22 protein-coding genes and 1 pseudogene are annotated in these 25,377 nt (G+C 60.0%); 7 read left to right on the top strand and 16 right to left on the bottom strand.

Features of this window, described 5'->3' with window-relative positions; all coding sequences use genetic code 11:
- Positions 1 to 18 precede the first annotated feature (18 nt).
- Positions 19 to 615, top strand: coding sequence for a DUF6088 family protein (locus FVE66_RS06525; RefSeq protein WP_151446607.1), 597 nt, complete (start codon positions 19 to 21; stop codon positions 613 to 615).
- Between the two features lie 413 nt (positions 616 to 1,028).
- Here FVE66_RS06525 and FVE66_RS06520 read toward each other — a convergent pair whose 3' ends face one another.
- From FVE66_RS06520 to FVE66_RS06510, 3 genes are read right to left on the bottom strand one after another with little or no spacing between them, the layout of a single operon-like run.
- Positions 1,029 to 2,570, bottom strand: coding sequence for a cryptochrome/photolyase family protein (locus tag FVE66_RS06520; protein WP_151446606.1), 1,542 nt, complete (start codon positions 2,568 to 2,570; stop codon positions 1,029 to 1,031).
- 14 nt (positions 2,571 to 2,584) lie between these two features.
- Positions 2,585 to 2,893, bottom strand: a complete 309-nt coding sequence (locus FVE66_RS06515) for a type II toxin-antitoxin system RelE/ParE family toxin (protein ID WP_151446605.1) — start codon at positions 2,891 to 2,893, stop codon at positions 2,585 to 2,587.
- 1 nt (position 2,894) lies between these two features.
- Positions 2,895 to 3,179, bottom strand: a complete 285-nt coding sequence (locus FVE66_RS06510) for a CopG family transcriptional regulator (RefSeq protein ID WP_151446604.1) — start codon at positions 3,177 to 3,179, stop codon at positions 2,895 to 2,897.
- A 592-nt stretch (positions 3,180 to 3,771) separates the two neighbouring features.
- Between FVE66_RS06510 and FVE66_RS06500 the strand changes: the two genes are divergently transcribed.
- The 3 genes from FVE66_RS06500 to FVE66_RS06490 all read left to right on the top strand — a co-directional run bounded on the left by FVE66_RS06500 (position 3,772) and on the right by FVE66_RS06490 (position 6,689).
- Positions 3,772 to 5,010, top strand: a complete 1,239-nt coding sequence (locus FVE66_RS06500; protein ID WP_151446603.1) for an AIPR family protein — start codon at positions 3,772 to 3,774, stop codon at positions 5,008 to 5,010.
- A gap of 235 nt (positions 5,011 to 5,245) precedes the next feature.
- Positions 5,246 to 6,436, top strand: a complete 1,191-nt coding sequence (locus FVE66_RS06495; RefSeq protein ID WP_206668718.1) for a Shedu immune nuclease family protein — start codon at positions 5,246 to 5,248, stop codon at positions 6,434 to 6,436.
- 40 nt (positions 6,437 to 6,476) lie between these two features.
- Positions 6,477 to 6,689 carry a helix-turn-helix transcriptional regulator gene (locus FVE66_RS06490; protein ID WP_151446601.1) on the top strand — a complete coding sequence of 71 codons (213 nt, stop codon included), beginning with the start codon at positions 6,477 to 6,479 and terminating at the stop codon, positions 6,687 to 6,689.
- 32 nt (positions 6,690 to 6,721) lie between these two features.
- Here the strand turns inward: FVE66_RS06490 and FVE66_RS06485 are convergent.
- The 3 genes and pseudogenes from FVE66_RS06485 to guaB form a co-directional block, all read right to left on the bottom strand.
- Positions 6,722 to 7,339 (bottom strand): annotated as a pseudogene (locus FVE66_RS06485) (tyrosine-type recombinase/integrase); the annotation flags it as partial.
- 309 nt (positions 7,340 to 7,648) lie between these two features.
- Complete coding sequence (gene guaA / locus FVE66_RS06480) at positions 7,649 to 9,268, bottom strand: glutamine-hydrolyzing GMP synthase (RefSeq protein WP_151446600.1); 1,620 nt, start codon at positions 9,266 to 9,268, stop codon at positions 7,649 to 7,651.
- Between the two features lie 93 nt (positions 9,269 to 9,361).
- Positions 9,362 to 10,822 carry an IMP dehydrogenase gene (guaB, locus tag FVE66_RS06475; RefSeq protein WP_151446599.1) on the bottom strand — a complete coding sequence of 487 codons (1,461 nt, stop codon included), beginning with the start codon at positions 10,820 to 10,822 and terminating at the stop codon, positions 9,362 to 9,364.
- A 143-nt stretch (positions 10,823 to 10,965) separates the two neighbouring features.
- Here guaB and FVE66_RS06470 point away from each other — a divergent pair, with 143 nt between their 5' ends.
- The gene (locus FVE66_RS06470) at positions 10,966 to 11,517 is read left to right on the top strand and encodes a DUF4124 domain-containing protein (RefSeq protein ID WP_151446598.1); all 552 of its coding nucleotides are present in this window, start codon (positions 10,966 to 10,968) and stop codon (positions 11,515 to 11,517) included.
- Here the strand turns inward: FVE66_RS06470 and FVE66_RS06465 are convergent.
- Both FVE66_RS06465 and FVE66_RS06460 read right to left on the bottom strand, forming a co-directional pair.
- On the bottom strand, positions 11,514 to 12,200 hold the full coding sequence (locus tag FVE66_RS06465) for a response regulator (protein WP_151446597.1): 687 nt from the start codon (positions 12,198 to 12,200) through the stop codon (positions 11,514 to 11,516). The genes FVE66_RS06470 and FVE66_RS06465 overlap by 4 nt on opposite strands.
- Positions 12,201 to 12,317: 117 nt before the next feature.
- On the bottom strand, positions 12,318 to 13,556 hold the full coding sequence (locus FVE66_RS06460) for a DUF445 domain-containing protein (protein WP_151446596.1): 1,239 nt from the start codon (positions 13,554 to 13,556) through the stop codon (positions 12,318 to 12,320).
- 401 nt (positions 13,557 to 13,957) lie between these two features.
- Here FVE66_RS06460 and FVE66_RS06455 point away from each other — a divergent pair, with 401 nt between their 5' ends.
- Positions 13,958 to 18,556, top strand: coding sequence for a HAMP domain-containing protein (locus FVE66_RS06455; RefSeq protein ID WP_151446595.1), 4,599 nt, complete (start codon positions 13,958 to 13,960; stop codon positions 18,554 to 18,556).
- An 80-nt stretch (positions 18,557 to 18,636) separates the two neighbouring features.
- Positions 18,637 to 19,788, top strand: a complete 1,152-nt coding sequence (locus FVE66_RS06450; protein WP_151446594.1) for an ATP-binding response regulator — start codon at positions 18,637 to 18,639, stop codon at positions 19,786 to 19,788.
- Positions 19,789 to 19,806: 18 nt separating this feature from the next.
- Here FVE66_RS06450 and FVE66_RS06445 read toward each other — a convergent pair whose 3' ends face one another.
- The 8 genes from FVE66_RS06445 to FVE66_RS06410 all read right to left on the bottom strand — a co-directional run bounded on the left by FVE66_RS06445 (position 19,807) and on the right by FVE66_RS06410 (position 25,359).
- Positions 19,807 to 19,998 carry a DUF1289 domain-containing protein gene (locus FVE66_RS06445; RefSeq protein WP_151446593.1) on the bottom strand — a complete coding sequence of 64 codons (192 nt, stop codon included), beginning with the start codon at positions 19,996 to 19,998 and terminating at the stop codon, positions 19,807 to 19,809.
- 8 nt (positions 19,999 to 20,006) lie between these two features.
- Complete coding sequence (locus FVE66_RS06440) at positions 20,007 to 20,231, bottom strand: hypothetical protein (RefSeq protein ID WP_151446592.1); 225 nt, start codon at positions 20,229 to 20,231, stop codon at positions 20,007 to 20,009.
- 72 nt (positions 20,232 to 20,303) lie between these two features.
- Positions 20,304 to 21,116, bottom strand: a complete 813-nt coding sequence (locus FVE66_RS06435; RefSeq protein ID WP_151446591.1) for a phosphate/phosphite/phosphonate ABC transporter substrate-binding protein — start codon at positions 21,114 to 21,116, stop codon at positions 20,304 to 20,306.
- A 143-nt stretch (positions 21,117 to 21,259) separates the two neighbouring features.
- Positions 21,260 to 21,451, bottom strand: a complete 192-nt coding sequence (locus FVE66_RS06430) for a hypothetical protein (protein WP_151446590.1) — start codon at positions 21,449 to 21,451, stop codon at positions 21,260 to 21,262.
- A 367-nt stretch (positions 21,452 to 21,818) separates the two neighbouring features.
- Entirely contained in the window at positions 21,819 to 22,796 is a 978-nt protein-coding gene (locus FVE66_RS06425) for a Bug family tripartite tricarboxylate transporter substrate binding protein (RefSeq protein WP_151446589.1), read from the bottom strand.
- Positions 22,797 to 22,833: 37 nt separating this feature from the next.
- Positions 22,834 to 23,109, bottom strand: a complete 276-nt coding sequence (gene catC, locus FVE66_RS06420) for a muconolactone Delta-isomerase (protein WP_151446588.1) — start codon at positions 23,107 to 23,109, stop codon at positions 22,834 to 22,836.
- Positions 23,110 to 23,202: 93 nt separating this feature from the next.
- Positions 23,203 to 24,372 (bottom strand): muconate cycloisomerase family protein, encoded by a 1,170-nt coding sequence (locus FVE66_RS06415; protein ID WP_151446587.1) that lies wholly within the window; start codon positions 24,370 to 24,372, stop codon positions 23,203 to 23,205.
- 72 nt (positions 24,373 to 24,444) lie between these two features.
- A complete protein-coding gene (locus tag FVE66_RS06410; RefSeq protein WP_151446586.1) occupies positions 24,445 to 25,359 on the bottom strand; it encodes an SDR family NAD(P)-dependent oxidoreductase in 915 nt (304 codons plus the stop codon).
- Between the last annotated feature and the right edge of the window lie 18 nt (positions 25,360 to 25,377).

Genomic DNA, 25,377 nt, shown 5'->3' with positions numbered 1-25,377 from the left:
ACTATTCAAAGGGCCCTTATGAACACGCTGCCCGAGACCATCCTGCTGTACGCTCAATCCCTGCCCGAGGGCGGCGTGCTTTCGCCCAAGGAATTCCTGCATCTGGGCAGCCGGGCCGCCATCGATCAAGCTTTTTCCAGGATGACCAAGGAAGGCAAGCTGTTGCGTGTGGGGCGCGGAACTTATGTCACGCCAATATCCAGCCGGTTCGGCACGCGCCCGCCCGCGCCAGGAAAAGTCGTGGAATCCCTTGCTGCGCAAAGTGGCGAAGTGGTTGCCGAGCACGGCGCACTCGCTGCCAATGCGCTAGGGCTAACCCAGCAGGTGCCTATCCGCGAGGTGTACCTGACTTCGGGGCGCACCCGGAAACTGAAAATTGGCCGCTCTGAAGTGCTGGTGAAGCACGTACCACGATGGATGCTGGCATTGGGCACCGGCCCGGCTGGCCCAGCAGTGCGCGCCCTCGCCCGGATGGGGCCGATACATGCTGACGAGTCGTTGGCGACCTTGCGCCGGACTCTGCCTCCATCTGAATGGCGTGCATTGGCATCCTCACGTGCGGCATTGCCATCCTGGATGGCACGCGCGATCGGTGAGGAAGCGGCCCGTGGCTGAAGCCTGCTTTTCGCACGGGCGACGCGCGCATCGCATTGGCCGACGACTACGCAAACATGCGTGCCGACCAAGTCATGCTCGGTGACGCTCTGAGCTTCGATCAACTGATGCAGGCTTGCAGTGAAGTCGAAGCCCTGGCCAACAAGGCAGCTGTGCCATGATAATGAAACCAGCCAGCACATGAAAGCCGTGAACGATTAGCTGAGCAATCCAGGCAGGTCCGTGCCACGAGCACGGCAACTTCGAATGGTCTGGCATGCGCCAGGACCTCGCATAGCGGAGAGGGAAATCATCCCCAGTAAAACCGGGTTCAGTTGGCTGCCGATGGCAGCACCGATGACAGCGGAGGAGCCGAGACAAGGCGCGATAGCCCAGAGGATGCGAGTGCATCGTCCGACTCGCCCTCCAGGCATTCAAAGCTTTTCAATACGCGCACGGATGTCTGCTGCTTGCGCCCGCAGGGCGTCAAGCTGCGACCCCTGCATTTTTTGCAGCTGCCGATACACCATCCCCAGGCGAGTGTTGCCGCCCAAAATCGGCTCATGGCGGTCGAAAAAATCCCAGTACAAGGCATTGAAGGGGCACGCTCCTTCGCCGAGTTTTTGCTTGTGGTCGTAGGTGCAGCCCTGACAGTAATCACTCATGCGGCTGATGTACGCACCACTGCTGACATAGGGCTTGGTGGCAATGAGGCCGCCATCAGCCCATTGGCTCATGCCCAGGGTGTTGGGAAGCTCCACCCACTCGAAGGCGTCGATGTATACCCCGAGGTACCAGCCGTGCAGTGCCTTTGGGTCCAATCCGGCTAGCAGGGCAAAATTGCCGATCACCATCAGGCGCTGAATGTGGTGGGCATGCGCAGTTTGCAGTGACTGGCCAATCGCATGCTGCATGCAGCGCATCCGTGTGTCGCCACTCCAGAACCAGTGCGGCAATGGCAGGTGGTGACCAAGCGCATTGCGCTCGTCGTACCCGGGCATGTGCGCCCAATAGATGCCGCGCACATACTCGCGCCAACCCGCAATCTGGCGAATGAAACCCTCCACCGCCGCCAAAGGCGCATCACCGCTACGGTAGGCCGCTTCGGCACGCCGCACCACTTCAAGCGGGTGGAGCATTTTCACGTTCAGCGCGAACGACAGCAGCGAGTGAAACAGGCGCTGGCTCTTGCTGCTCATGGCGTCTTCAAAATCGCCAAAGTGCGGCAGCGTGGTTTGGATGAAGGTGTCCAGGCAAACCAGCGCCTCGCTGCGATTCAAGGGCCAGCGCATGGATTCGGCCTGCGGATCACCAAAGCTTCTCACGCCACAGCGCTGCAGCATGGCCCACAGGGCGCGATGGTCGTGCACTGGACGCGCATCGACCGGCTCAGATGGCGTACCCGGCCAAGGCTTGCGGTTGTCGTGGTCGAAGTTCCATTGCCCGCCTTCCGGCTTGCCCTGCGCGTCCAGCAGCAGCACGAAGCGACGGCGCATGTGGCGATAGAAATGCTCCATCAGCCACTGTTTGCGGCCTGCAAACAGCTCGGCCAACTCGTTTCGAGCAGTCAGGAAATGCTCGCTGCCGACTTCCACCGTCGTAAATTGCTGCTGCTCAGCCCAGGTGCGCAGCAGGGTATCGAGCCGCCATTCGTCCGGAGACTGCCACTCCAGGCGCCGAGCCTCGTAGTGCTGCATCAGCGCATCCAGATTTTCCGTGATGGATTGCCGGTTGCTCGGATCGTCCAGCGCCACGTACCGCACCCGGTGTCCCGCTTCGCGCAGATGGCGGGCAAAGTCGCGCATGGCGGCAAAGATGGCCAGGATTTTTTGTGCATGGTGCAGCACATAGTCGGTTTCCTGCCGCACCTCCATGAGCACATGAACCACTTCCGGATCCACGGATTGAAACCATGAATGCTCGGGATTGAGCTGATCGCCGAGGACCAGGCGCAGGGTATGGCTAGTGCGACTCATGCCACGTTCATTTCCTAGCCCACCTCCGCTCTCTCGGCGTACCCCGCTTCACGCTGGCTGCGGATCGCCAGTACAAAGACAATGTCCATTTCCGGTACATACCGATAGACCGCAAGATAGCCGCTGGTACGTCGCCCAATGACGAGCGCCGATTTGCCATTCGCCACCGGACGACCGATGAGGGGGTTGTGCTCCAGGACATCCAGAGCGGTAATAATTTCGCCAATGCGGTGATCGGGATTCTCAACCTGACAGGTCGCCAAGTGATCAAGGATGCGATCAAAGTCCTCGGCAACTTCGGGTGCCAGTTCGATCCTGGCCACCTCAGCGTGCCAGTTTTCGGGCTACGGGACGCTTGGCAGGTTTTCCAGCGACACGCGCTTCGAGATACTTGCGCATCTCAGCCCAGGGAATGGCTTTCCCGGAGGACACGATGTTGGCGTAACGATCTTCAGCAACAGTATCAAAATCCGCCCTGAGTTCAGCCTGTCGAGTCTTTTCGGCGATGGCTTCGAGAATGAATCCATGAGCAGTTGTTCCGGAGCGTTTCGCAGCAGCAGTCACCCGGGCCTTCAGGTCCTCGGGGAGGCGAATGGTCGTGGTCGTCATGGCAGGCACTCCGGCGAGAGATTAACCGTCATGGTAGCACTCACGTGCTACATGTGGTGACCAGCTTTTCTCCGCACTAATTGCTGAGATCGGGAGGGCTTATCTCCGCAGGGCTCCCCTAGCCGGGTTTTGTCCCCTACGCCATCAGGCTTTTCAGGCAGGTGAAATACCACTTCAATCCCGCGTCGCCGGCACACCTGCAGCACCTTGCCGATTTGGGCCGTCGGTTTCCCCTGCTCCACCTGATTCACGAATGGCAGGCTGACATTGCATAGACCAGCCATGTCACGTTGAGCGAGCCCCGTCTCCTGGTCTTTGCCAGTCACTCCCACTCTTATGTTTTGCACCAAAATCATGTTCTAATTCAATAGGTTACTACACATCAGCGCGCCAATACCATGAAAAACACCATTCTCATGGTACAGCTCGGGCGGAACGCCACAAAATTTTACCAGCAGTCATCCTGTTGACAGGAAACTTTCCCAAGAGTAGCCTTCCCAGCAGTGGTTCATCGTGACCACAGCCGTCGTCCGCCATCGTGCAGCACGACAATTTTAACCAAGCTCCATCGTGAGCATTGAAAGGAAGTCAAATGGGACAATCCGTCCACCGTATCGTCGCGCATGAAGCGCGCAAAATCACCCACCCTGTCATTGATGGTGTCGCCAAATACTGGCTCACTGTTCCCGCAAAAAATTTTCCTTCCGGAATAAGCACAGCCGTAAATGCCCGTGACCCCGTTGGCTTGAATCGCCGCGTGTACCGCGACGTGAAGGAATCATTGCTGGGCTTGTCATCAGCAGAACTTGGCACTTTTGATCTGATGAACAAGGGAATTACAATTCTCGCGGAAGAAGTGCGCCTCATCAGCAAGACCCGTGGCGAGTATGAAATCGTCATAGATGATGAAGAAGGCGGGATTGTGGATGGAGCGCACACGGCAAGAATTATTGCAGATGCTAACTCGTCCGGCTCAATTCCACCCGAGCAGCATGTCGAGGTGTACATTCGTACGAATATTTCCGGCCGGATGATTACTGACATTGCACGCGGTCTCAATACAAGCCTACAGGTTGCGCCAAAATCAATCTACAACATTGATGGTGTATTTGACTGGCTGAAAGACACCATATCCTCCGAGACTTACTGCGATCAGTTATCTTGGAAGGAAAGCGATGTGGCCGAGTACGATGTTCGCGACCTCATTGGTGTTCTGGAGTTGATTAATATTTTCGACTTCGACAATGATGAGCCGAAGCATCCGATTTCAGCGTACGAGAAGTCTTCTCTGGTCCTTGATCGTTTCGCTGCAGATCACGAAGCTAGCCGCGACGACCTATCAAAGAGCAAATACTACCGTCTTAGAAATCTCCTTGCGGACGCACTCAAGCTCTGGGATCACATCCGCCACGATTTTCCGGAAATTCATAATGAAGCCGGCGGCTCTGCAGGTAAGCTAAATATCGTTGAGAGAGCTCCGGTCAAGAAAGGTGTTTTCGAGTTCCCCTTCGCACCACTTCCTGGCGCCGCCTACCGGCTGACCAAAGGCGCGGCATTCCCGATCTTGGGCGCATTCCGCAACTACGTTGCCATTGACGAGAAGACTGGCGACGCGATTTGGCGTGGTGGTTTCAAGGGAGTCCTTAAAGCTTGGAAGGACCTTGGCCCTGAGCTGGTTGCAGAGACATATCGTGCGACCAAAGATATTGGCCGCAACCCCGATATGCTTGGAAAAAATCGCCAGCATTGGGTAGGCTTGCATAAGACCGTTCGACTGACCGTACTTCAGGATCAGTTGAAGGCTCTGCAAAAAAGCAGCAAGACAAAGTAATCATCTAGTTGCGAAAGGAGCGCCGTTCATCGGCGCTTCTCCTCCTTCATAACGAGTAACTATTCAACGCGCTCCCGGAATGAATGTCGGGAGCAGTGCCGGCGCACTATTTAACGTGGAAGCTGACCAGTGATAACAACGCGGTCGTATTGGCTGCTACATACTGCCCAACCTGAAAGAATGGCCGGAATTGAGGGGACAGACGGTGATTAAGATATCTAAGGAAAACGGGCGCTTGCTGTTGAAATATCAGCCTGATCGCTTCGGGGACGCCCGTTGGCTGGACGAGAAACTTGAAGCAGGCGACAGTGTCACCTTACGCCGAACGTTCACGTTCACCAGCGCTGATCTTGTTTCGCAAATTGAACAAACAGACGCTGACTCTGATGCTGATCCTGATGATGACAGTGACCGAATCTTCGTGCTGGGTGTTTTGGAGGCCGGATACTACGAGATCAGTAGGGAAACTCTTGGCCTCAAGCACGACCTGAGGCTTGACAGTGTCATGAAGCTTGAGCCGAGAACGTTCATCGCCGAGCGAGACATCTCTGTTTTCCGCAGGATCGACGAGCTGATCGCTGAACCTATTATCGTTGGCGGCAATGAAGCAAATGCACTTCCGCTGGCCGATTTCGAGCAACTGCTGAAAAACTTCCCGACAACCACCGAGCTGACCCATTACGCCAGGTCCCGTATTGCACGAATACTCAGGGACTATTTTGGCACGCTGTCGGACGCCGACGAGCGACTGAACCGCTATCTAGAAAGCAAGAAAAAACTTACCGCTAATTCCAGGAAAGGTCTGCTTGCGACCTTTGAGCTGCAAAAGTTTGAATACATCCACGCCGAGCTGAAAACCATGCTTGCCACCGTGGAGGGCTACATCGAAAAAGACTGGCAGAAAAAGATTCTTGGCTTGCTAATGTTTATTTTCCCAAAGTACATCGCAGTACTCGAAAACGTCCACGTCAAAGATTTTTATTCAAATCCAGACGGCGTAAGTGATCGTTACATCGATCTAATGTTAGTCGATGCCAACGGCAGCATCGACATAATCGAGGTCAAGAAGCCCTTTCCGAATGCACTACTTTCTCGCAACAAATACCGGAATAACCACACACCGAGGAACGAATTAGCCGGCACTATTATGCAGGCCGAAAAGTACCTCTTCCACTTAAGCAAATGGGGCTCCGCTGGCGAGAAGGAGATCCACAGGAAGCGCAAGAGCGAGCTTCCAGATGGGATGGAGCTGAAGATCACGAATCCCAAGGCGCTGATTTTGCTCGGGCGCGATTACGATTTCAACGCCGAACAGCGCTTTGACTTTGAAATCATCCGGCGCAAATACGCCAACATGCTCGACATAATGACCTATGACGACCTGCTGCGCAGGCTTGAAAATATCATCGTCATGATGAAGCGCTAAGTCCCTACTTGATTGTCCGCGGGAGCCATCCCTCCATCCGATGATACGCCTCGCTCAGCTTGCGATGATACCGCTTTCTGATCGCACCATTTTCAACTTGGAGCAGCGAGGTGAATTCCCTCGCCGCATCGCACTCACAAGTAGAAACGTTGCATGGGATCTAGCCGAGATAGAAGAATGGATTGAAGCACGCAAATTGTCGGGCGCTCACGCAGTGCGCCCCAGCATCACGCCGCAAGCCTTTGTCGCCTAAGCGCCCATTCATCAATCATGTCCGCCCAATCCAGGCGTCAATGCGCGGTCCCGAGGCTCGAATTTGGCGATCGTGGTAGGCCGCACCAATTCGGCAGGATTCTCGACCTTCTGGCCACGCTCAATGGCCCATCGATAGACCTGTAGGATCACCTCACGGGAGTGAACCGCAGTTGCCGGCGCGCCGCGTTCCACAATGGCGTCAGTTAACGCCCGCAGGTCCTCGTGCGTGATCTCGGCCAGCTTCTGATTGCCAAACTTGGGCTTCAATTCGCGCTCGTAGACGGCCTTGCGCATGTCTCGCGTGGAGGCGGCCATCTGATAGCCGCGGAGCCACTTTTCCGCCCATGCGTCGAATGTCTCGGCGTCCTTGACGCGGGCCTTGTCCCGCGCCTTCTCTTTCGCCGGCGATTTCCCGGCCGCGATCATCTTCTTTGCCTCGCCCAGTTGCTCGCGCGCCGCAGCCAATGTAATGCCGCCGACGCCATAGCGCCCAAACGTAAGCGTTTCCTGGCGGCCGTTGATTGAATAGTTGTAGCGGAACGAGATCGAGCCAGCTTTTGTGACAGCGACATACAGACCATCCCGGTTGTTCACCTTGTAGAGCTTGTCTTGTGGCTTGAGGTTGCGAAGTTTGGTATCGGTCAGCATGGTATCTGTTCAGCAAAGGGCTAGAAATACCAAGATCGAAAAGCACGTCAAATTTGCAGTTAAGGCCTTGAATTTAAAACCTTTACACAAAACAGATACCATGGCAGCACCCAGCACCATCGCATGGTATCGACCGCCGATCGTGGCATCGTTGCGAGATCATTCCATTAAGAATGCCATGAAAAAACATTGCTTAACCGTGCTAGTCGTTGCCAGGCAGTGCCAGACGAAATAACAACAAAGCCCGTTAAATCACGGGCTTAGGTGTGGTTTACTACCTATCAGTGCCAGCAGTTGCCAGACATCAAATCACTCCCACTCAATCGTGGCCGGCGGCTTCCCTGAAATGTCGTACACCACCCGGTTGATCCCGCGCACTTCGTTGATGATGCGGTTCGACACCTTGCCCAGCAGTTCATGCGGCAGGTGCGCCCAGTGTGCGGTCATGAAGTCCTGGGTCTGTACCGCGCGCAGCGCGACCACGTATTCGTAGGTACGGCCGTCACCCATCACGCCAACCGAACGTACCGGCAGGAACACGGCAAAGGCCTGGCTGGTGGCGTCGTACCAGTTCTTGTGGAAATGGCCGACCACCCCGCCCTCTGCCAGTTCCTGCGGCAGCGGTATCGGGGTGTTGCGCAGTTCTTCGATGAAGATCGCGTCCGCCTCGCGCAGCATGTCGGCGAATTCCTTCTTCACTTCGCCAAGTATGCGCACGCCCAGGCCGGGGCCCGGGAACGGATGCCGGTAGACCATGTCGTGCGGCAGCCCGAGCGCCACGCCCAGCTCGCGCACCTCGTCCTTGAACAGTTCACGCAGCGGCTCCAGCAGCTTCAGGTTCAGCGTATCCGGCAAGCCGCCAACGTTGTGGTGGCTCTTGATGGTATGCGTGCCCTTCTTGCCCTTCCCTGCGCTTTCGATCACGTCCGGGTAGATCGTGCCCTGCGCCAGCCAGCGTGCGTTCGCGCGCTTGCCAGCCTCGACCTGGAATACTTCCACGAATTCACGGCCGATGATCTTGCGCTTGGCCTCGGGATCGGTGACGCCAGCCAGCTGGCCCATGAATTGTTCGGTGGCGTCGACGTGGATCACGCGCACGCCAAGGTTCTTGCCGAACATGTTCATCACCATCTCGCCTTCGTTCAGGCGCAGCAGGCCATGGTCGACGAATACGCAGGTCAGCTGGTCGCCGATGGCGCGGTGGATCAGCGCCGCAGCCACGCTGCTGTCGACGCCGCCGGACAGGCCGAGGATCACTTCGTCAGCGCCGACCTGCTTGCGGATCGCGTCCACCGCTTCGGTGATGTAATCCGGCATGTTCCAGTCGGAACGGCAGCCGCAGATGTCATGCACGAAACGGTTCAGGATCGCCTTGCCCTGCTGCGTGTGCGTGACTTCCGGATGGAACTGGACTGCATACATCCGGCGCGCTTCGTCGGCCATGCCGGCGATCGGGCAGCTCGGCGTGGACGCCATCAGCTTGAAGCCGGGCGGCATGTCGATCACCTTGTCGCCATGGCTCATCCAGACTTTCAGCATGCCGTGCCCTTCGTCCGTCACGAAGTCGTTGATGTCCTTGAGCAGCGCGGTATGCCCGCGGGCGCGCACCTCGGCGTAGCCGAATTCGCGCAGCTTGCCATTCTCGACCTTGCCGCCCAGTTGCTCGGCCATCGCCTGCATGCCGTAGCAGATGCCGAGCACCGGCACGCCGAGCTCGAACACGGCCTGCGGCACGCGCGGCGTGTCGCCTTCGGTGACCGAACTGGGCCCGCCCGACAGGATCACGCCAGCCGCGCCGTAGTTGCGAACGAAATCATCGCTGACGTCATACGGAAAAATTTCCGAGAAGACGCCCGCTTCGCGCACGCGTCGCGCGATCAGTTGGGTGACCTGGGAGCCGAAGTCGAGGATCAGTATCTTGGAGTGCATGGGATGGGCCGCTAATCAAAAAAAGCAGGGCGACACAACGTGCCGCCCCTGTACCTGTCAGTATGTCAGTATTGCTTCAACACCGGAGGTGGTTCACTCCGCCCGGTAGTTGGGGGCTTCCTTGGTAATCTGGACATCATGCACATGCGACTCGCGCATGCCGGCCGAGGTGATTTCCACGAATTCGGCTTTCTCGCGCAATTCGTCGATGCTCGCACAACCGCAATAGCCCATGGAAGAACGCACGCCGCCTACCAGCTGGTAAATGATGGCCAGCACGCTGCCCTTGTACGCCACGCGTCCTTCAATGCCCTCGGGCACCAGCTTGTCGGCGTTGTTGGACGGGTCCTGGAAGTAGCGGTCGGCCGAACCATCGGCCATTGCGCCCAGGCTGCCCATGCCGCGATACGACTTGTAGCTGCGTCCCTGGAACAGGATCACTTCGCCGGGCGCTTCCTCGGTACCGGCAAACATGCTGCCCATCATGACGGTGGATGCGCCGGCAGCGAGCGCCTTCGACACGTCGCCCGAAAAACGCACGCCGCCGTCGGCGATGCAGGGCACGCCGGTGCCGGCCAGCGCCTCCGACACGTTGGAGATCGCGGTGATCTGCGGCACGCCAACGCCTGCCACGATACGCGTGGTGCAGATCGATCCGGGGCCGATGCCAACCTTGACGCCGTCGGCGCCATGCTCGACCAGCGCCCGCGCGGCGGCTGCGGTGGCGACATTGCCGCCGATGATGTCGACATGCGGATAATTCTGCTTGACCCATTTGACGCGCTCGAGAACGCCGCGCGAATGCCCGTGGGCAGTGTCGACAACGATCACGTCGACGCCGGCTTTTACCAGCAGGTCGATGCGTTCCTCGTTCTCGGGGCCGACCCCGACGGCAGCGCCGACGCGCAGCTTGCCGTGTTCATCCTTGGATGCGGACGGGTGCTCGGTCGACTTCTGGATATCCTTGACGGTGATCAGGCCGCGCAGTTCGAACTCGTCATTGACGACGATGACACGCTCCAGCCGGTGCTTGTTCATCAGGCGTTTGGCTTCGGCAGGGTCGGCGCCCTCCTTCACGTACACCAGTTTCTCGCGCGGCGTCATCTTGGCACGCACCGGAGCGTCGAGTTCCTCCTCGAAGCGCAGGTCGCGGTTGGTGATGATGCCGATTACTTTCTTGCCTTCGACCACCGGAAAACCGCTGATGCCGTGCTGCTGGGTCAGGGCGATCACATCCCGGATCTTCATGTCGCCGGGGACCGTGATCGGATCGCGCACGACGCCGGCTTCAAAACGTTTTACCTTGGAGACTTCCCGCGCCTGCTCGCGCGCATTCATGTTCTTGTGGATGATGCCGATACCGCCTTCCTGTGCCATGGCGATGGCAAGGCGCGCCTCGGTAACCGTATCCATCGCGGCAGAAACCAGCGGAATGGACAAGGCGATATTGCGGGTCAGGCGGGTATTGAGCGAAGTATCCTTGGGAAGGATGGCCGAGTAAGCCGGCACGAGCAGCACATCATCGAACGTGAGTGCTTTCTGGAGTAGACGCATGGCGTTTCCTGTAGGCGCAAAACCGAATTATACAGAAATACATCACTCAAGTCCCGCACCGGCAGTCAAGCTACGGCTCGCATTGACGGCGACGGCAAAGCATGGCGAAATCCATCATTCGATACCAACAGAGGGAGAGTGGCATGCAGCCGCGCAGCAAGGGATGGGTTAAAAAAGGGATTGCGCTGCTCGGCGCCGCGGCATGCTGTGGCGTGGCCTGGGGCCAGTACGTGTGGATGGATGAAAAAGGTGTCAAGCAATACTCGGATCGGCCGCCGCCGCCGTCGGTGCCGGCCAACCGGATTCTGAAACCCGCCAGGAACGGGCCGGCCGCTGCGGCGGTCCAGCCTGCCGAGCCTGCCGCAGGAACCGCCGCCAGTGCGGGTGGCGCCAGCCCGGCCGCATCCGCCGCGCCGGCAGGCAACAAGCCCGCGCCCTCGTTATCTGACCGGAATGCCGACTTCAACAAGCGCCGTGCCGAACAGGCGGCGAAAGACAAGAAGGCGGGCGAACAGGAGCGGCTGGCGCAGGAGAAAGCAAAGAACTGCGAACGGGCCGCCAGCTACAAGCGCAACCTGGAATCGGGTGCCCGCGTGGCGCGGGTCGACCGGAACGGCGAACGCAGCTTCCTGACCGACGAGCAGCGCGCCCAGGAACTCAGGGAGGCGGCAAAGCTGCTGGAGGGCTGCAGCTAGGAACCCAGCATGTAGCCCATGCCGCGCACCGTCTTGATCAGCGTCTCGGCGTCGCCCAGCGCCTTGCGCAGGCGCAGCACATGGACATCGACGGTGCGCTCCTCGATGGCGACATGGTCGCCCCAGACCCGATCCAGCAAATGGGAACGGGTGTGGACCCGTCCGGGATGCGCCAGCAGGTATTTCAGCAGGCGGTACTCGGACTGCCCGATTTCGACCGGCTGGCCATGCACGGTCACGGTGCCTGTATTCGGATCCAGCGCGAGCGGCCCGTTGCCCAGCACCGACTCGCCATGTTCGGGCAGGCGGCGGCGCAGGACCGCGCGCATGCGCGACACCAGTTCACGCGGCGAGAAAGGTTTGGTGACGTAATCATCGGCGCCGCCGTCCAGGCCCGCGATCTTGTCCTGCTCTGTGCTCTTCGCCGTCAGCATGATCACCGGCAGGTCCGCCAGCCGCGCTTCGGCCCGAATCCGGGTCAGCAACCGCAGGCCAGGCTCGTCCGGCAACATCCAGTCGAGCAGCACCAGTTGCGGCACCCGCTCGCGTAGGCAGTCCCATGCCGATTTGACATCGCCCGCAACCCGCGTGCTCCATCCTGCTGCCTGCAGCGCGTATTCGACCAACTGGACGATCGCTGGCTCGTCCTCGACGATGAGGATCTCTGGCTTGTCACTGCTCATGATGTTCTCTGGCGTTCGTGAATGCTGGCCGCCGCGTGCCGCAGCGGCCGGGTGTACAGGACGGCACTATGGTGAGTGCTGCCGGCGCTGTCAAGCACACTGCCATCGGGCACGCTGCTAGAGCGCCAGCGTAAGGAAATGCAGGCCAAGCCCGACCAGGCCGCCAACCACGGTGCCGTTGATGCGAATATATTGCAGGTCGCGCCCGACATACAGTTCGAACTTCTCAGCGATGGTGTCCGCATCCCACTTTTCGATCACCCGCCGTACCAGGCCGGCAATTGCATGGCGACGTGCCGCCACCGCGTCGGCGATGAAGCTGCGCAGCCAGTCGTTGAGCCGGGCCTGCACCGCCGGGTCGTCGCGCAGGCCCTCGGCCAGCGCCCGCAGGCCGCGCTCGATGGCCCCCGCCAGCGGCGAGTCCGGCGATTCGGCTTGTTCCATCAGGCGCTGCCGCACCAGTTGCCAGAATTGCTCGCTGTAACTGAGGAAAAGCGGATGGTGCACTACCCCGGACAGCGCACGCTTGATGCGTTCCTCGTACTCCGGATCGTCTTTCAGCCGCGCTATCAGTTCCTGCGCCGCCTGCTGGAACTGTGCGCGCCACGGGCTGCCCTCCTCCCGCATCCCGGCTATCGTCTCGTGGATCGCAGCCAGCAGCTTCTCGAACAACTTTTCATCCACCATGCGCGGCAACCAGCGCGGGCTCTTTTCGTGGATTTTCTCGCGGATGAAACCGCGATTATTCTCGAGCACATTGGCCGCCATGGTCAGGATGCGGTCGAACAGGAGAAGATGCCGTTGATCCGCGATCAGCACACTTGCCACCTCGGCAACTACCGGCGCCAGCCTGACCCGCGCCAGCGCGCTGCCAGTTGCCGACTGGATGAGCCTGGCAACATCCTCGTCTTCCACCATCCGGATCACTGACGGTAATCCAGCCACCAGTTCGGCGGCTACTGTCCGACTGTTAGCCTCTACGGCCAGCCAGCTTGCCGCCGCCCCAGCGAAGTCGATGGGCTTCAATTCCTCGAACAACACCTCGCGCGTCATGAAGTTGTATTCCAGGAAATTCGCCACGCTGGCGCCGATCCGATCCTTGTTGCGCGCGATGATGGCGGTATGCGGTATCGGCAAGCCAAGCGGATGCCGGAACAGCGCGGTCACGGCGAACCAGTCAGCCAAGGCGCCAACCATTGCTGCTTCCGCGAAGGCACCGACATGAACCAGCCACGGATAGCGGCCGCGCAACAGATGCGCGACAAGAAAGAGCATTGCCATTGCCACCAGCAGCCCGGTGGCAATCGCTCGAATCCGGTGGTGCCGTCGACGTTGCTCCTGCTCCTGCTCCTGCATGGGATCCTTTTCGATAATCGAAGGCCGCTGCACTTCTGATAACAGTCTACCGTCAATCCCGACCATCAATCTTTGATCACTCCCGGCCACGCCAGACAGCAGCGTGTGCGCACGCTCAGTGCTTCATGTTGCGTTGCAAGCCGGGAACAGAATGCGCAATTCAGCGAGACTCCCCGGTTTGATATTTATCAATGCCTGGTTTCATCGGCAATTTTTCCGCCTCCGCCGGCTGTTGACGGGCGTTATCAAGCCAGCCATTGGTGCTATATTTTGCTCAATCAAAGGTCCGCTACGGGTGGTGCCTTCCAGGATCCTGCGTGGGTGTAGCCGCGACACGCCCCTTCCTGAAAAAGAGCATAAAACAGCCCGCACCATGCTGACAAAACAAGGGAGTTTCGTTCATGGATCAGGTCCTGGCGTCCACTGTGGCGCCATCAGGAGAAGAACTCGACCTCCAGCAGTTGCTCGCTACACTGCGCGCATATCGGAACGGCGACTTCTCCGTTCGCATGCCAGACGATCTGACCGGCCTGGCCGGCAAGATATCGGACACGGTCAACGAGATCATCATCATGGCCAGTGGAACGGTCACCGAATTCGACCGGGTGGCGCGCCTGGCAGGCAAGCAGGGTCGGGTCAACGAGCGGATTGAATTGCCGGCGATGCGCGGAGACTGGGAAAAGCTGGTCGAGTCGACCAACTCGGTAGTCAGCGACCTGGTCACGCCCATGAACGAGATGATCCACGTGATCGCCGCGGTGGCAGATGGCGACTTGTCGCAGCAGGTGCCGATGGAAATCGACGGCCTGCGGCTCAAGGGGCAGTTCCAGCGTTCCGCTGAAATCGTCAACACCATGGTGCTGCGGCTCGGCTCCTTTACCTCGGAAGTGACGCGGGTCGCCCGCGAGGTGGGAACCGAAGGCATGCTGGGCGGCCAGGCCCAGGTGAGCGGCCTATCCGGCACCTGGCGCGACCTGACCGATTCTGTCAACGGCATGGCGGCCAACCTGACCCGCCAGATGCGCAACATAGCCTATGTGACCACGGCGGTCGCGAACGGCGACCTGACCAAGAAAATCACAGTCGAAGCGAATGGAGAAATCCGGGAACTGAAAAACACCATCAACACGATGGTCGACCAGTTGTCCAGCTTCAGCGCAGAAGTGACCCGCGTCGCGCGCGAGGTGGGAACCGACGGCAAACTGGGGGGGCAGGCGGAAGTCGCCGGCGTGTCGGGCACCTGGCGCGACCTGACTGAATCGGTGAACGGAATGGCCGCCAACCTGACGACCCAGATGCGCAACATCGCGGAAGTCACGATCGCGGTGGCCAACGGCAACCTGTCACGCAAGATCACTGTCGACGTGCGCGGCGAATTCGCGCAGCTCAAGGAAACCATCAACACCATGGTCGACCAGCTGCGCTCGTTCGCGGCCGAGGTGACACGGGTGGCGCGCGAAGTCGGCATCGAGGGCAAGCTCGGCGGCCAGGCCTTCGTGCCGGGTGTCGCCGGCACATGGGCGGACCTGACCGATTCGGTCAACATGATGGCATCCAACCTGACCGACCAGGTGCGCAACATCGCCCAGGTGACGACGGCAGTCGCGCACGGCGACCTCGGCAGGAAGGTGACGGTCGACGTCAAGGGCGAGATCCTGGAATTGAAGAGCACCGTCAACCGCATGGTCGACCAGCTCAACTCCTTCGCCGCGGAAGTGACGCGGGTGGCGCGCGAAGTGGGCACCGAGGGCAAGCTCGGCGGCCAGGCCGTGGTGACCGGCGTTTCCGGCACCTGGAAAGACCTGACGGATAACGTCAATTTCATGGCCGCCAACCTGACCAACCAGGTGCGCGGCATTGCGCGGGTGGTGACCGCCGTGGCAAAGGGCGACCTGAAGAAGAAACTCACGGTCGAGGCCAAGGGCGAGATCGCCGAACTGGCAGACACCATCAACGAGATGACCGATACGCTGGCGGACTTCGCCGACCAGGTCAGCTCGGTCGCGCGGGAGGTCGGGGTCGAGGGCAAACTCGGCGGCCAGGCCCATGTCCCGGGCGCCGCCGGAACATGGAAAGACCTGATCGGCAATGTCAACGGACTGGCAGCCAACCTGACCAACCAGGTGCGCGCAATCGCCGAAGTGGCGACTGCGGTGACCAAGGGCGACCTGACCCGCAACGTACAGGTCGGCGCCCGGGGTGAGGTGGCACAACTCAAGGACAACGTCAACGAGATGATCCGCAACCTGCGCGAGACCACGCGCCAGAATGCGGACCAGGACTGGCTCAAGAGCAACCTCGCCAGGTTTACCCGGCTGCTGCAGGGCCAGCGCGACCTGTCCGCAGTGTCGAAGATGGTTCTGTCCGGGGTGGCGCCGCTGATCAATGCGCATCACGGGCTGTTTTACATCATGGACGAGACGCAGTACGACAATCCACGTCTCAAGCTGCTCTCCGCCTATGCCTATAGCCAGCAAGCCCAGGCCGAGTGGCGTATCGGTGAAGGACTGGTCGGCCAATGCGCCTACGACAAAAGACGTCTGCTGCTGACCAATGTGCCCGGCGACTATGTCCCGATCTGTTCCGGGCTGGGCTATGCCAAGCCGCTGAACATCATCGTCCTGCCTATCCTTTTCGAAAACCGCGTCAAGGCCGTGATCGAGATGGCGTCATTTTCGCTGTACAGCCGGATACACGAAACATTCCTCGACCAGCTGGCCGAATCAATCGGCATCGTGCTCAACACGATAGAAGCCAACATGCGCACCGAGGAGCTGCTGAAGCAGTCGCAGTCGCTGGCGCAGGAACTGCAGATGCAGCAGGAAGAGCTGCGCCAGACCAACGAGGAACTGGAAGACAAGGCCGCACTGCTCGAGGAACAGAAGGCAGAGGTCGAGCACAAGAACCGCGAGGTCGAGATCACCAAGTTGTCGCTGGAGGAAAAGGCCGAGCAGCTGATGCTGACATCGAAATACAAGTCGGAATTCCTTTCCAGCATGTCGCACGAACTGCGCACGCCGCTCAACAGCCTGCTGATCCTCGCACAACAGTTGTCCGACAACCTCGAAAAAAACCTGACGCCAAGACAGGTTGACTACGCCCGCACCATCCAGGGCTCTGGCCGTGACCTGCTCGGGCTGATCAACGAAATCCTCGACCTGTCGAAGATCGAATCCGGCACTGTCACGCTGGACTTTGACGACGTGCTGTTCGACGACGTCCACAACCAGATGGAGCGCACATTCCGGCCACTCGCTGACAGGCATGCCCTGGCACTTCACATCGAGCTGTCGCCGTCCCTGCCACGCACCATCACCACCGATGAAAAACGCCTGCTGCAGGTGCTGAAAAACCTGCTCTCGAATGCCTTCAAGTTCACCGAACGCGGCGGTGTCACTCTCATGATCGAACCCGCGCAATCCGGCTGGAGCGTAGACCACGACAACCTGAACAATGCAGATTCGGTGATCTCCTTCGCCGTCACCGATACCGGGATCGGCGTTGCGCCTGACAAGCAGAAGCTGATTTTCGAAGCATTCCAGCAGGCCGACACCGGCACCTCCCGCAAATATGGCGGCACCGGACTGGGGCTGTCGATCAGCCGCGAGCTTGCGCGCCTGCTGGGCGGCGAGCTGCGGCTGCTGCGCAGCAAGCCGGGCGGCGGCAGCACCTTTACGCTGTTCGTTCCCTTGCGCTGCAACCAGAACATGATAGACACCATGAGCGACCAGTACGGCCAGCAGGTCGAGTCCCGGCCGCCGCTGCTGCGACGGGTGGTGCCAGCCCCCGCTGAACATGTGCAGGACGACCGCAACGACCTGCAGCCCGGCCAGCCACTGGTGATGATCATCGAAAACGATGCCCGCTTTGCCAGCGTGCTGCTGAAAGCGGCGCGCGACAGCGGCATGCAGGGCGTTGTCGCCACGCGCGGCGGCGATGCCCTGCCGATGGTCGAGGTCTATCGGCCGACCACGATCACTCTCGACCTGCACCTTCCCGACATCGATGGCTGGTCACTGCTGGAGCGCTTCAAACGTGACCCGCTGCTGCGCCACATTCCGGTCCAGATCGTGTCTGTGGAATTCGATCCGCTGCGCAGCCGCCGCAGCGGCGCGTTCGGGCACCTGCTGAAGCCTGGCACGCCGGAAGTCCTGCAGCAGGCGATCGGGAGCGCCGTGAGCTTCGCTTTGCGCAAGCAGAAATACCTGCTGCTCCTGTGCGGCGACGACGAGCGGCGTGCAGGCATCACCGCGCTGCTGGCCAACAGGGATGTTCGCCTGAAGGCATGCGCCAATGCGCGCGATGCGATCGCCGCATCCCGCCGCAAGCGTTTCGACTGTGTTGTCATCGACCGCAAGTACAGCGAGGAGTGCGGAATAGCCTTGCTCGACTCGCTGCAAGGCGGGAAATCGGCCGGATCGCCGGTCGTGCTGTACGGCGACCCGGAGCGCGGCCGCCAGCTGCCCGATCCCGTGCGCGTCCTGATCGACGATGCCCTGGTGCGGCAAGCCCGGTCGCCGGAGCGGCTGATGGACGAGACCACGCTGTTCCTGCATCGCCAGGTCGACCACCTGCCCCAGCCGCAGCGCAAGCTTATCGACAGCCTGTACGAGGGGGCCACCAGCGTGGAGGGGCACAAGGTCCTGATCGTCGACGACGATGTCCGCAACATCTTCGCGCTGGTCAGCGTGCTGGAGCATCACAAGATGGAGGTCGTCACCGCCGAAACCGGACGCGAAGCCATCGCCCTGCTGCATGAGGAGCCAGGCATCGAACTGGTCCTGATGGACATCATGATGCCGGAGATGGACGGCTACGAAACCATGCAACGCATACGCCGGGTCCCGGAGTTCGAGGAATTGCCGATCATTGCGCTGACCGCGAAAGCCATGACCGGCGACCGCGAGAAGTGCATCGAAGCCGGCGCATCCGATTACGTCAGCAAGCCGGTCGACACGGACCAGTTGCTGGCCATGATCCGGGTCTGGCTCTACCGTTGAGGCGCCCGCAGCGCCAAATGAAGGAAACATCTCCGGGCCGGGGCGCCGGGGATCCGGCATCGCAACGAGGGATTGATGGCATGGAATTGATCGAAGTTCCGATTCTGCGTGAAATGCGCCAGCGGCCTGCGCCGACGTCACCCGACGGTATTCCAGCGCCGGTACTGATCGTCGACGACAATCATGGCAAGCTGCAGGCGGTGATTGCCATGGTTTCGCAACTGGGGCTCGATATCACCACCGCCACGTGCGGACGCGATGCCCTGCGGCTGCTGCTGAAGCGGGACTTCGCGCTGATCCTGCTCGACGTCAGAATGCCGATGATCGATGGTTTTGAAACCGCCACCCTGATACACGGCCGCCCGCGCTCGGCGCACACGCCAGTGATCTTCATCACGGCCGAAGCCAGTACCGATTCCGACCGCTTCCGCGGCTACACGATGGGTGCAGTCGACTATGTCTTTTCCCCCATCGTGCCGGAAGTGCTGTGCGCCAAGGTTCACGTGTTCATCGAGACGTACTACATGCGACGCAAGCTGGAACTGCAGACCGAGGAACTGGTCAGGTCCAAGCACTTGTTGCAGCAACTCGCCTCGCACCAGGAAAAAATCAAGGAGGAGGAGCGCAAGCGGATCGCACGCGAGATCCATGACGAGCTCGGGCAGAACCTGCTTGCGCTGCGCATCGATGCGTCGCTGCTATATCAGCGCACCGCCACCAGTCATCCGCGCATCAGCCAGAAGGCCAAGTACGCGCTGAACCATATCGACACCACCATCAAGAGCGTGCGCTCCATCATCAACGACCTGCGTCCGCCGGTGCTGGACCTCGGCCTGCAGGCAGCGATCGAGTGGCAGCTGGAGGAATTCCGCCGCCGCAGCGGCATGGTTTGCGAGTTGATCGTCGACGCCGACAATTTCGACCAGGGGCTGGATGAACATGCAGCGACGGCACTGTTCAGGATCCTGCAGGAGTCACTTACCAACATACTGCGACATGCGCGGGCCAGTGCGGTATGGGTGCGCCTGGGACGCGCCGGTCCGCAGCTGAGCATGGTGGTGGCCGACAATGGCACCGGACTGCCGGAAGCAAAGAAAAGGCGGCGCCACTCATTCGGCCTGCAGGGAATCGAGGAACGGGTGCGCATGCTCGGCGGAGCGATGAGCCTGGACAGCAAACCCGGACTCGGGGTCGCGGTGAGAGTGGCGATACCAGTGCTCGCCGGGGACTGAGCCGCAACTGCCTTGCGCTCAACCCTTCCTGCGCGGGTAGCCCTCGGCAGTGATGCGTTCCCAGACGTTATTTTTTTCGGCTGCTGTCATGAACACCCAGTTGGCCACTTCGAGTACCGAGCGGCCGCAGCCGCGGCAGATTTCGTCGAACGTAGTCGAACACACCGCGACACAAGGCGTGTCGGGACGCTCAGGCACATCAATGGACATACTTTCGCTCAGCCTTCTTCCACGATATCGCTGGCGATCAGGAATGCCGCCTTGGCTATGCGGATATTGTATTTCACCCGCTGGATGTCAGACATCTGGCTGATCATTTTTTCCGCCATCTCGATACGCTGGTCCATGCGATCCAGCGGGCCGATGGTATGGCGCTTGATGAACTGCACAATCGTGTCCGGCGACACGTCTGCGGTCGGGATCCTGGCTCTTGCTCCATCCATTCTCGCCTCCATCAGGCTGATGAAGACCCTGCCAGGAAAAGCCACCGTCAAGCTTCGCCCTGCAAGGAAGAACTACAGCGCCAGCCGCGCTGTGGCTTCGTTCATGACTGCGGTGTCCCACGGCACGAAGCCGCTCATGTTGATCTTGCCAAGCGCGGCGCGGCCAGCGTCGCTACCCGACAGCCCCAGCATCAGGGCCTGCACCCGGGCACGGTCGGCATCGGCCAGCTTGCGCGAAGCGAGGAACTGCTTGATCGCGACCGGCTTGGCTTCGGCAATCACTTTCCCGCCCTTGCTGACCCAGGCCTTCGCCACCGCGCCGGAGCCGGTAACGCCGGCATCGACAAATTTATTTTCGACCATGAATGGAACTGCATCCTGATAACGAGTGGCCGTAAACGCTTTTTCCGGATGATCGAACTTCAGGTCTCGAAGCGCTGCGGTGAACATGACGGTCGTGATCGACTCCATGCTCGGCACGCCGATTTTTTTACCACGCAAATCCTCGATGGACTTCAGCGGCGAATTGCCGCTCACCAGCACGCGCGCCCGGTAGTCCGTAAAACCCTTGGCGGTCGCCAGTCCGAAGTACTTGCCGCTCTTGACGGCTTTGAGCCCGACGTGTGCCGGATGGATGAAGGCAAGATCGTAACGCTCCTCGCCCAAGCCTTTCTCGAACTCCGCATACTTGTCGACCGAAACCACCCTGACCGTCCGCTTCAATTCACGCGAAAGCAAATCCAGCAAGGGCCGATAACGTTCCTGCGTCGATCCGCCGTCCTGGTAAGTAACGCCTTCATTGATGGCCAGGACCAGGTCCTGGGCGGCGGCCTGGGTAAGGCCGGTTACGAATAATATGGCTGCGACAAATTTCCGAAGAAGCATTCTCTGATCCAGTGGTCTTTCCGACAACTCGCCAAATGGCGAGTCTCATGGGGAATATTACTGGCAGGAATTTTTTGTGTCCACTGTGCGGAGATCGCGCGCAACACTCGGGTCGCAAAGAGGCGACACTAAAGAGATGTCACCTAGCGGTCCTGCCCCGGCTCGTCCGGTGGTGTAGACACTTGTTCGCTATCCGACTCTTCGGGACCAAGCCGGCGGTCGGCCGTCGCGCGCGAATGAAATCGACGGTCCGCAAGGCGGCGTTCGCGAAACTTGTTCAGGTCGTAACTGACGGCGCGTGCCAAGGCTTCAAGTTGCTCTTCAGGCTTAATCATCGTGGGATTCATCGAACGGGTTCCGGGGATATCTGAAAGAAGTGCAAAAGTCTACGTTCTGCAGACCTCGCCCTATTGACTTCGCGCAATGGATGGTGACGTTCCCTGCACTGGGCCCTGCCCACCCGGACACATGCGTTGATTTTCATCAATCTGTATTCCGGCCTTGAAAATCAAGCACTTGCAACACCCGAATTGGACTTGTCCACATGATTATCCACTCCGCCTGTGGACTACTTTTGCCGGCCAGGCCACGCACGGCATGCCAGATGCACAAAAAGCAAAAGCCCCTTGCGGAGCTTTTGCTTTTGTTTTTGCTTTTGCTTTTGCTGCTGTTGCTTTTAATGCCTGGGCAGCTTGTGCAGGCTTACTGGGGCGCGATCTTGTGATCAGTGATCAGCTTGCCCCAACGTGCTATTTCCGCATGCAGATGGGCAGTCATCGCTTCCGGCGACGAGCCTACCGGCTCAGCGCCCATGGCGGCGAATTTTTTCTGGACATCGGGGTCTTTCATTGCTTCCAGCAGCGCCGCATTCATCTTGTTGATGATGGCCTTTGGCGTTGCCGACGGCATGAAGACCGCGAACCACGGCGAAACGTCGTAGCCCGGCAGTCCTGCCTCGGCAATGGTCGGCACGTTCGGCAGGGTCGACGAACGCTTGGCCGTGGTCACGCCCAGCGCGCGCAACCTGCCGGCGTCGATATGCGGCTTGGCCGAGGTGATGCTGTCGAACATGTAGTTGACCTGCCCGCCGATCAGATCGGTCACTGCAGGGCCGCTGCCCTTGTAGGGTACGTGCACCATGTCGACCTTCGCCAGCGAGGTAAACATTTCGCCGGCCAGGTGAATCGAGGTGCCGGTTCCGGCGGAGGCAAACGTCAGCTTGCCGGGATTGGCCCTGGCAGTGGCAATCACGTCAGTGACCGACTTCACGTTCGGCTGGGTCTGGTTGGTGACCAGCACGTTGGGCACCACCACCAGCAGGCTGACCGGCGTGAAATCCTTCACCGGGTCATAGGACAGCTTCTTGTACAGGAACTTGTTGGCGGCCATACCGATCGAGGTGATCATGATCGTGTAGCCGTCGCCCGGCGCCCTGGCCGCCAGTTCGGTGCCGATGTTGCCGCCCGCACCCGGCTTGTTCTCGATCACGAATGGCACACCCAGGATCTTGCTGGCCTTCTCGCCAAGCGCGCGCGAGGTCGCATCGACGCCGCCGCCTGGCGGGAAAGGCACGATCCAGCGGACCGGCTTGCTTGGCCATTCCTGCGCATGGGCTGGCATGGCCTGAAGCCAGGCAAGAGTTGACACTGTCAGTGCCGCCGCGATTTTCAGTAATTTCATGTTTCCTCCGATTGGAATAATTGCGCTTTGTTGCGTCTCAGATTGCTGACGGATGCTGCGCCAGCGGGGTGACTTGAATCTTCATGTAGGGGAACAAGGGCAGCCCTGACAACAGTTGATGCAGCGCGTCATTGGACTCGACGTCGAACACGCTGTAGTTGGCGTATTCGCCGACCACCCGCCACAGGTCACGCCACTGTCCGCTACGCTGCAGGTCCTGCGCATATGCCTTCTCGCGTGCCTTGATGTCGGCAGCGAGCGCCTCAGGCATGTCGGCGGGAATATTCACATCCATGCGAACCAGGTAAAGCATCTTGATCTCCTTGAGGTCGGTCTTGCCTGTTTTACTTGTACGGTATTACTTGTACGGTATTACTTGTTCGATATTACGTGTCCTGAATCCGGGTCAGCGGGCACCCAGGTCGACGACAACGGTCCCGCGGCCGGCGTTGCTGCGGTCGAAACGCTCCAGCTTCTCCAGGTCGATTTCGACGCCATAACCGGGGCCATCCGGAATGTGAAGTTCGAAGTCACGAACCTCCATCTGCTTCTGCACGATGTCGTCCACCAGTAACTGCGGACCGAGCAGTTCGCAGCCATAACCCCCATCCGGCAAGGTCGAGAAAACATGGGCCGAAGCCGCGCTGCCAAGCGAGGTCTCCAGCATGGTGCCGCCGTACCAGCCGATGTCGGCGGCCTCGGCAATCGCCGCCACCTTCTTCGTGCGCAGCAGTCCGCCATGCTTGGCCACCTTCAAGGAAAAAACATGGCAGGCCTCGCTGCGCGCCAGCCGCATTGCATCCTGCGGCAAGCAGACCGTCTCGTCGGCCATGATCAGGCCATTCTCGCGAGATGCTGCAAGATCGCGCATGGCTTCCACGTTCCACTGCGCCACCGGCTGCTCGACTAGGTAGACGCCGGCGGCAGTCATTTCCGGCAACCAGCGGCGGGCAGTGTTGCCATCCCATGCCTGGTTGACATCGACCGTGAGGGTTGCCTTGCCACCCAGCGCACGCGCGATCGCACTGACATGGGCGACGTCGTCCGCCGGTGCACGGGCGCCGATCTTTATCTTGAACATGCGGTGGCGGCGTGCCTCCAGCAGCTTTTGCGCCTCCGCAATGTCGCGCTCCAGGTCACCGCTGGCCAGGGTCCACGCCAAAGGCATGCTCTCGCGCTGCTTGCCGCCCAGCAGTTGCCAGGCCGGCATGTTGTTGCTGCGCGCGACCGCGTCGATCAGGGCCATCTCGACCGCGCTCTTGGCGAACCAGTTGCCCCGGCAAGCCATGTTCATGCGCGCCAGCAAGGCTTCCAGCCGTCCGGCTTCCTGCCCGGTGACGGCTGGCCCCAGGTATCCGGTCACCGCATGATGGATGCTCTCGGGCGACTCCTCGTTCCAGGACGGGCCGCCGATGGTGGCCGCCTCGCCGAAGCCGGTTGCGCCATTGGCCAGCCAGACCTGCACGATGACCGGGCTCTGCCGCTGTATGGTGCCGAACGAGAGTTTGTGGGGCCGGATAGTGGGCATATCCAAGATGCGCGCCTGTACGCGCTCGACAATGAGACTGGTCTGCATTTGGGGCCTCTTGAATCCTTCAGTTCCTGATGCTTGAAATTTTGAATTCCGGAATTCCGGAATTGCCGACAATCAGATCGGATCCCAGTCAATCACGTCAGGCGAGCGTTCCAGCGGATAGAAATACTTGCGCATCGACGGCACCGCAATCTCAGCAATCGCCTCCGGCGTCCAGCCCTCGCTCTGGTGCACCGAACGTATAGGACGCGGCTGGCTCATCAACATGATCTCGTTGGCCCGTACTGCAAAGATCTGCGCATTGACTTCGCGTGCGGCGTCGCTGCACAGGAACACGGCCATCGGCGCGACCTTGGATGCTTCCATCTTCTGCAGCTTGGCAACGCGCGCCTCTTCTTCCGGCGTTTGCGGCGGGATCGAACTGGTCATGCGGCTCCAGGCAAACGGCGCGATGCAGTTGGAGCGGACATGGAAGCGCTCCATGTCGAGCGCGATCGATTTCGACAGCGCGACCACGCCCAGCTTGGCGGCAGCATAATTCGCCTGCCCGAAGTTGCCGATCAGGCCGGAAGTCGAGGTCATGTGGACGAAGGCGCCGCTTTCCTGCTCGCGAAAATACGGCGCGGCCGCACGGCTGACGAAGAAGCTGCCGTTCAGATGCACCTCGATCACCGCGCGCCATTCCTCTTCATTCATCTTGAAGAAGAAGCGGTCGCGCAGGTTGCCGGCGTTATTGACCACTGCATCGATGCGGCCGAAGGTGTCGATCGCCGATTTCACGATGGCCTGCGCGCCGTTCCAGGTCGACACGCTGTCGGTGTTGGCCACTGCCTGGCCGCCACTGGCGCGGATCTGCTCGACCACACGCTGCGCCGGGCCGGCATCGCCGCCCTCACCGGTCAGCGATACGCCGATGTCGTTGACGACCACTTTGGCCCCCGCCGCGGCCAGCGCCAGCGCCACCTCGCGCCCGATTCCGCCGCCCGCACCCGTTACGACCGCTACCTTGCCATCCATCAATCCACTCATTGCCTTGCTCCTGTTATC

Origin of the sequence: Lacisediminimonas profundi (assembly GCF_008831265.1) — a bacterium.
GTDB classification, from domain to species: Bacteria; Pseudomonadota; Gammaproteobacteria; order Burkholderiales; family Burkholderiaceae_D; genus Lacisediminimonas; species Lacisediminimonas profundi.
This window is presented reverse-complemented; position numbering and strand designations above follow the sequence as displayed.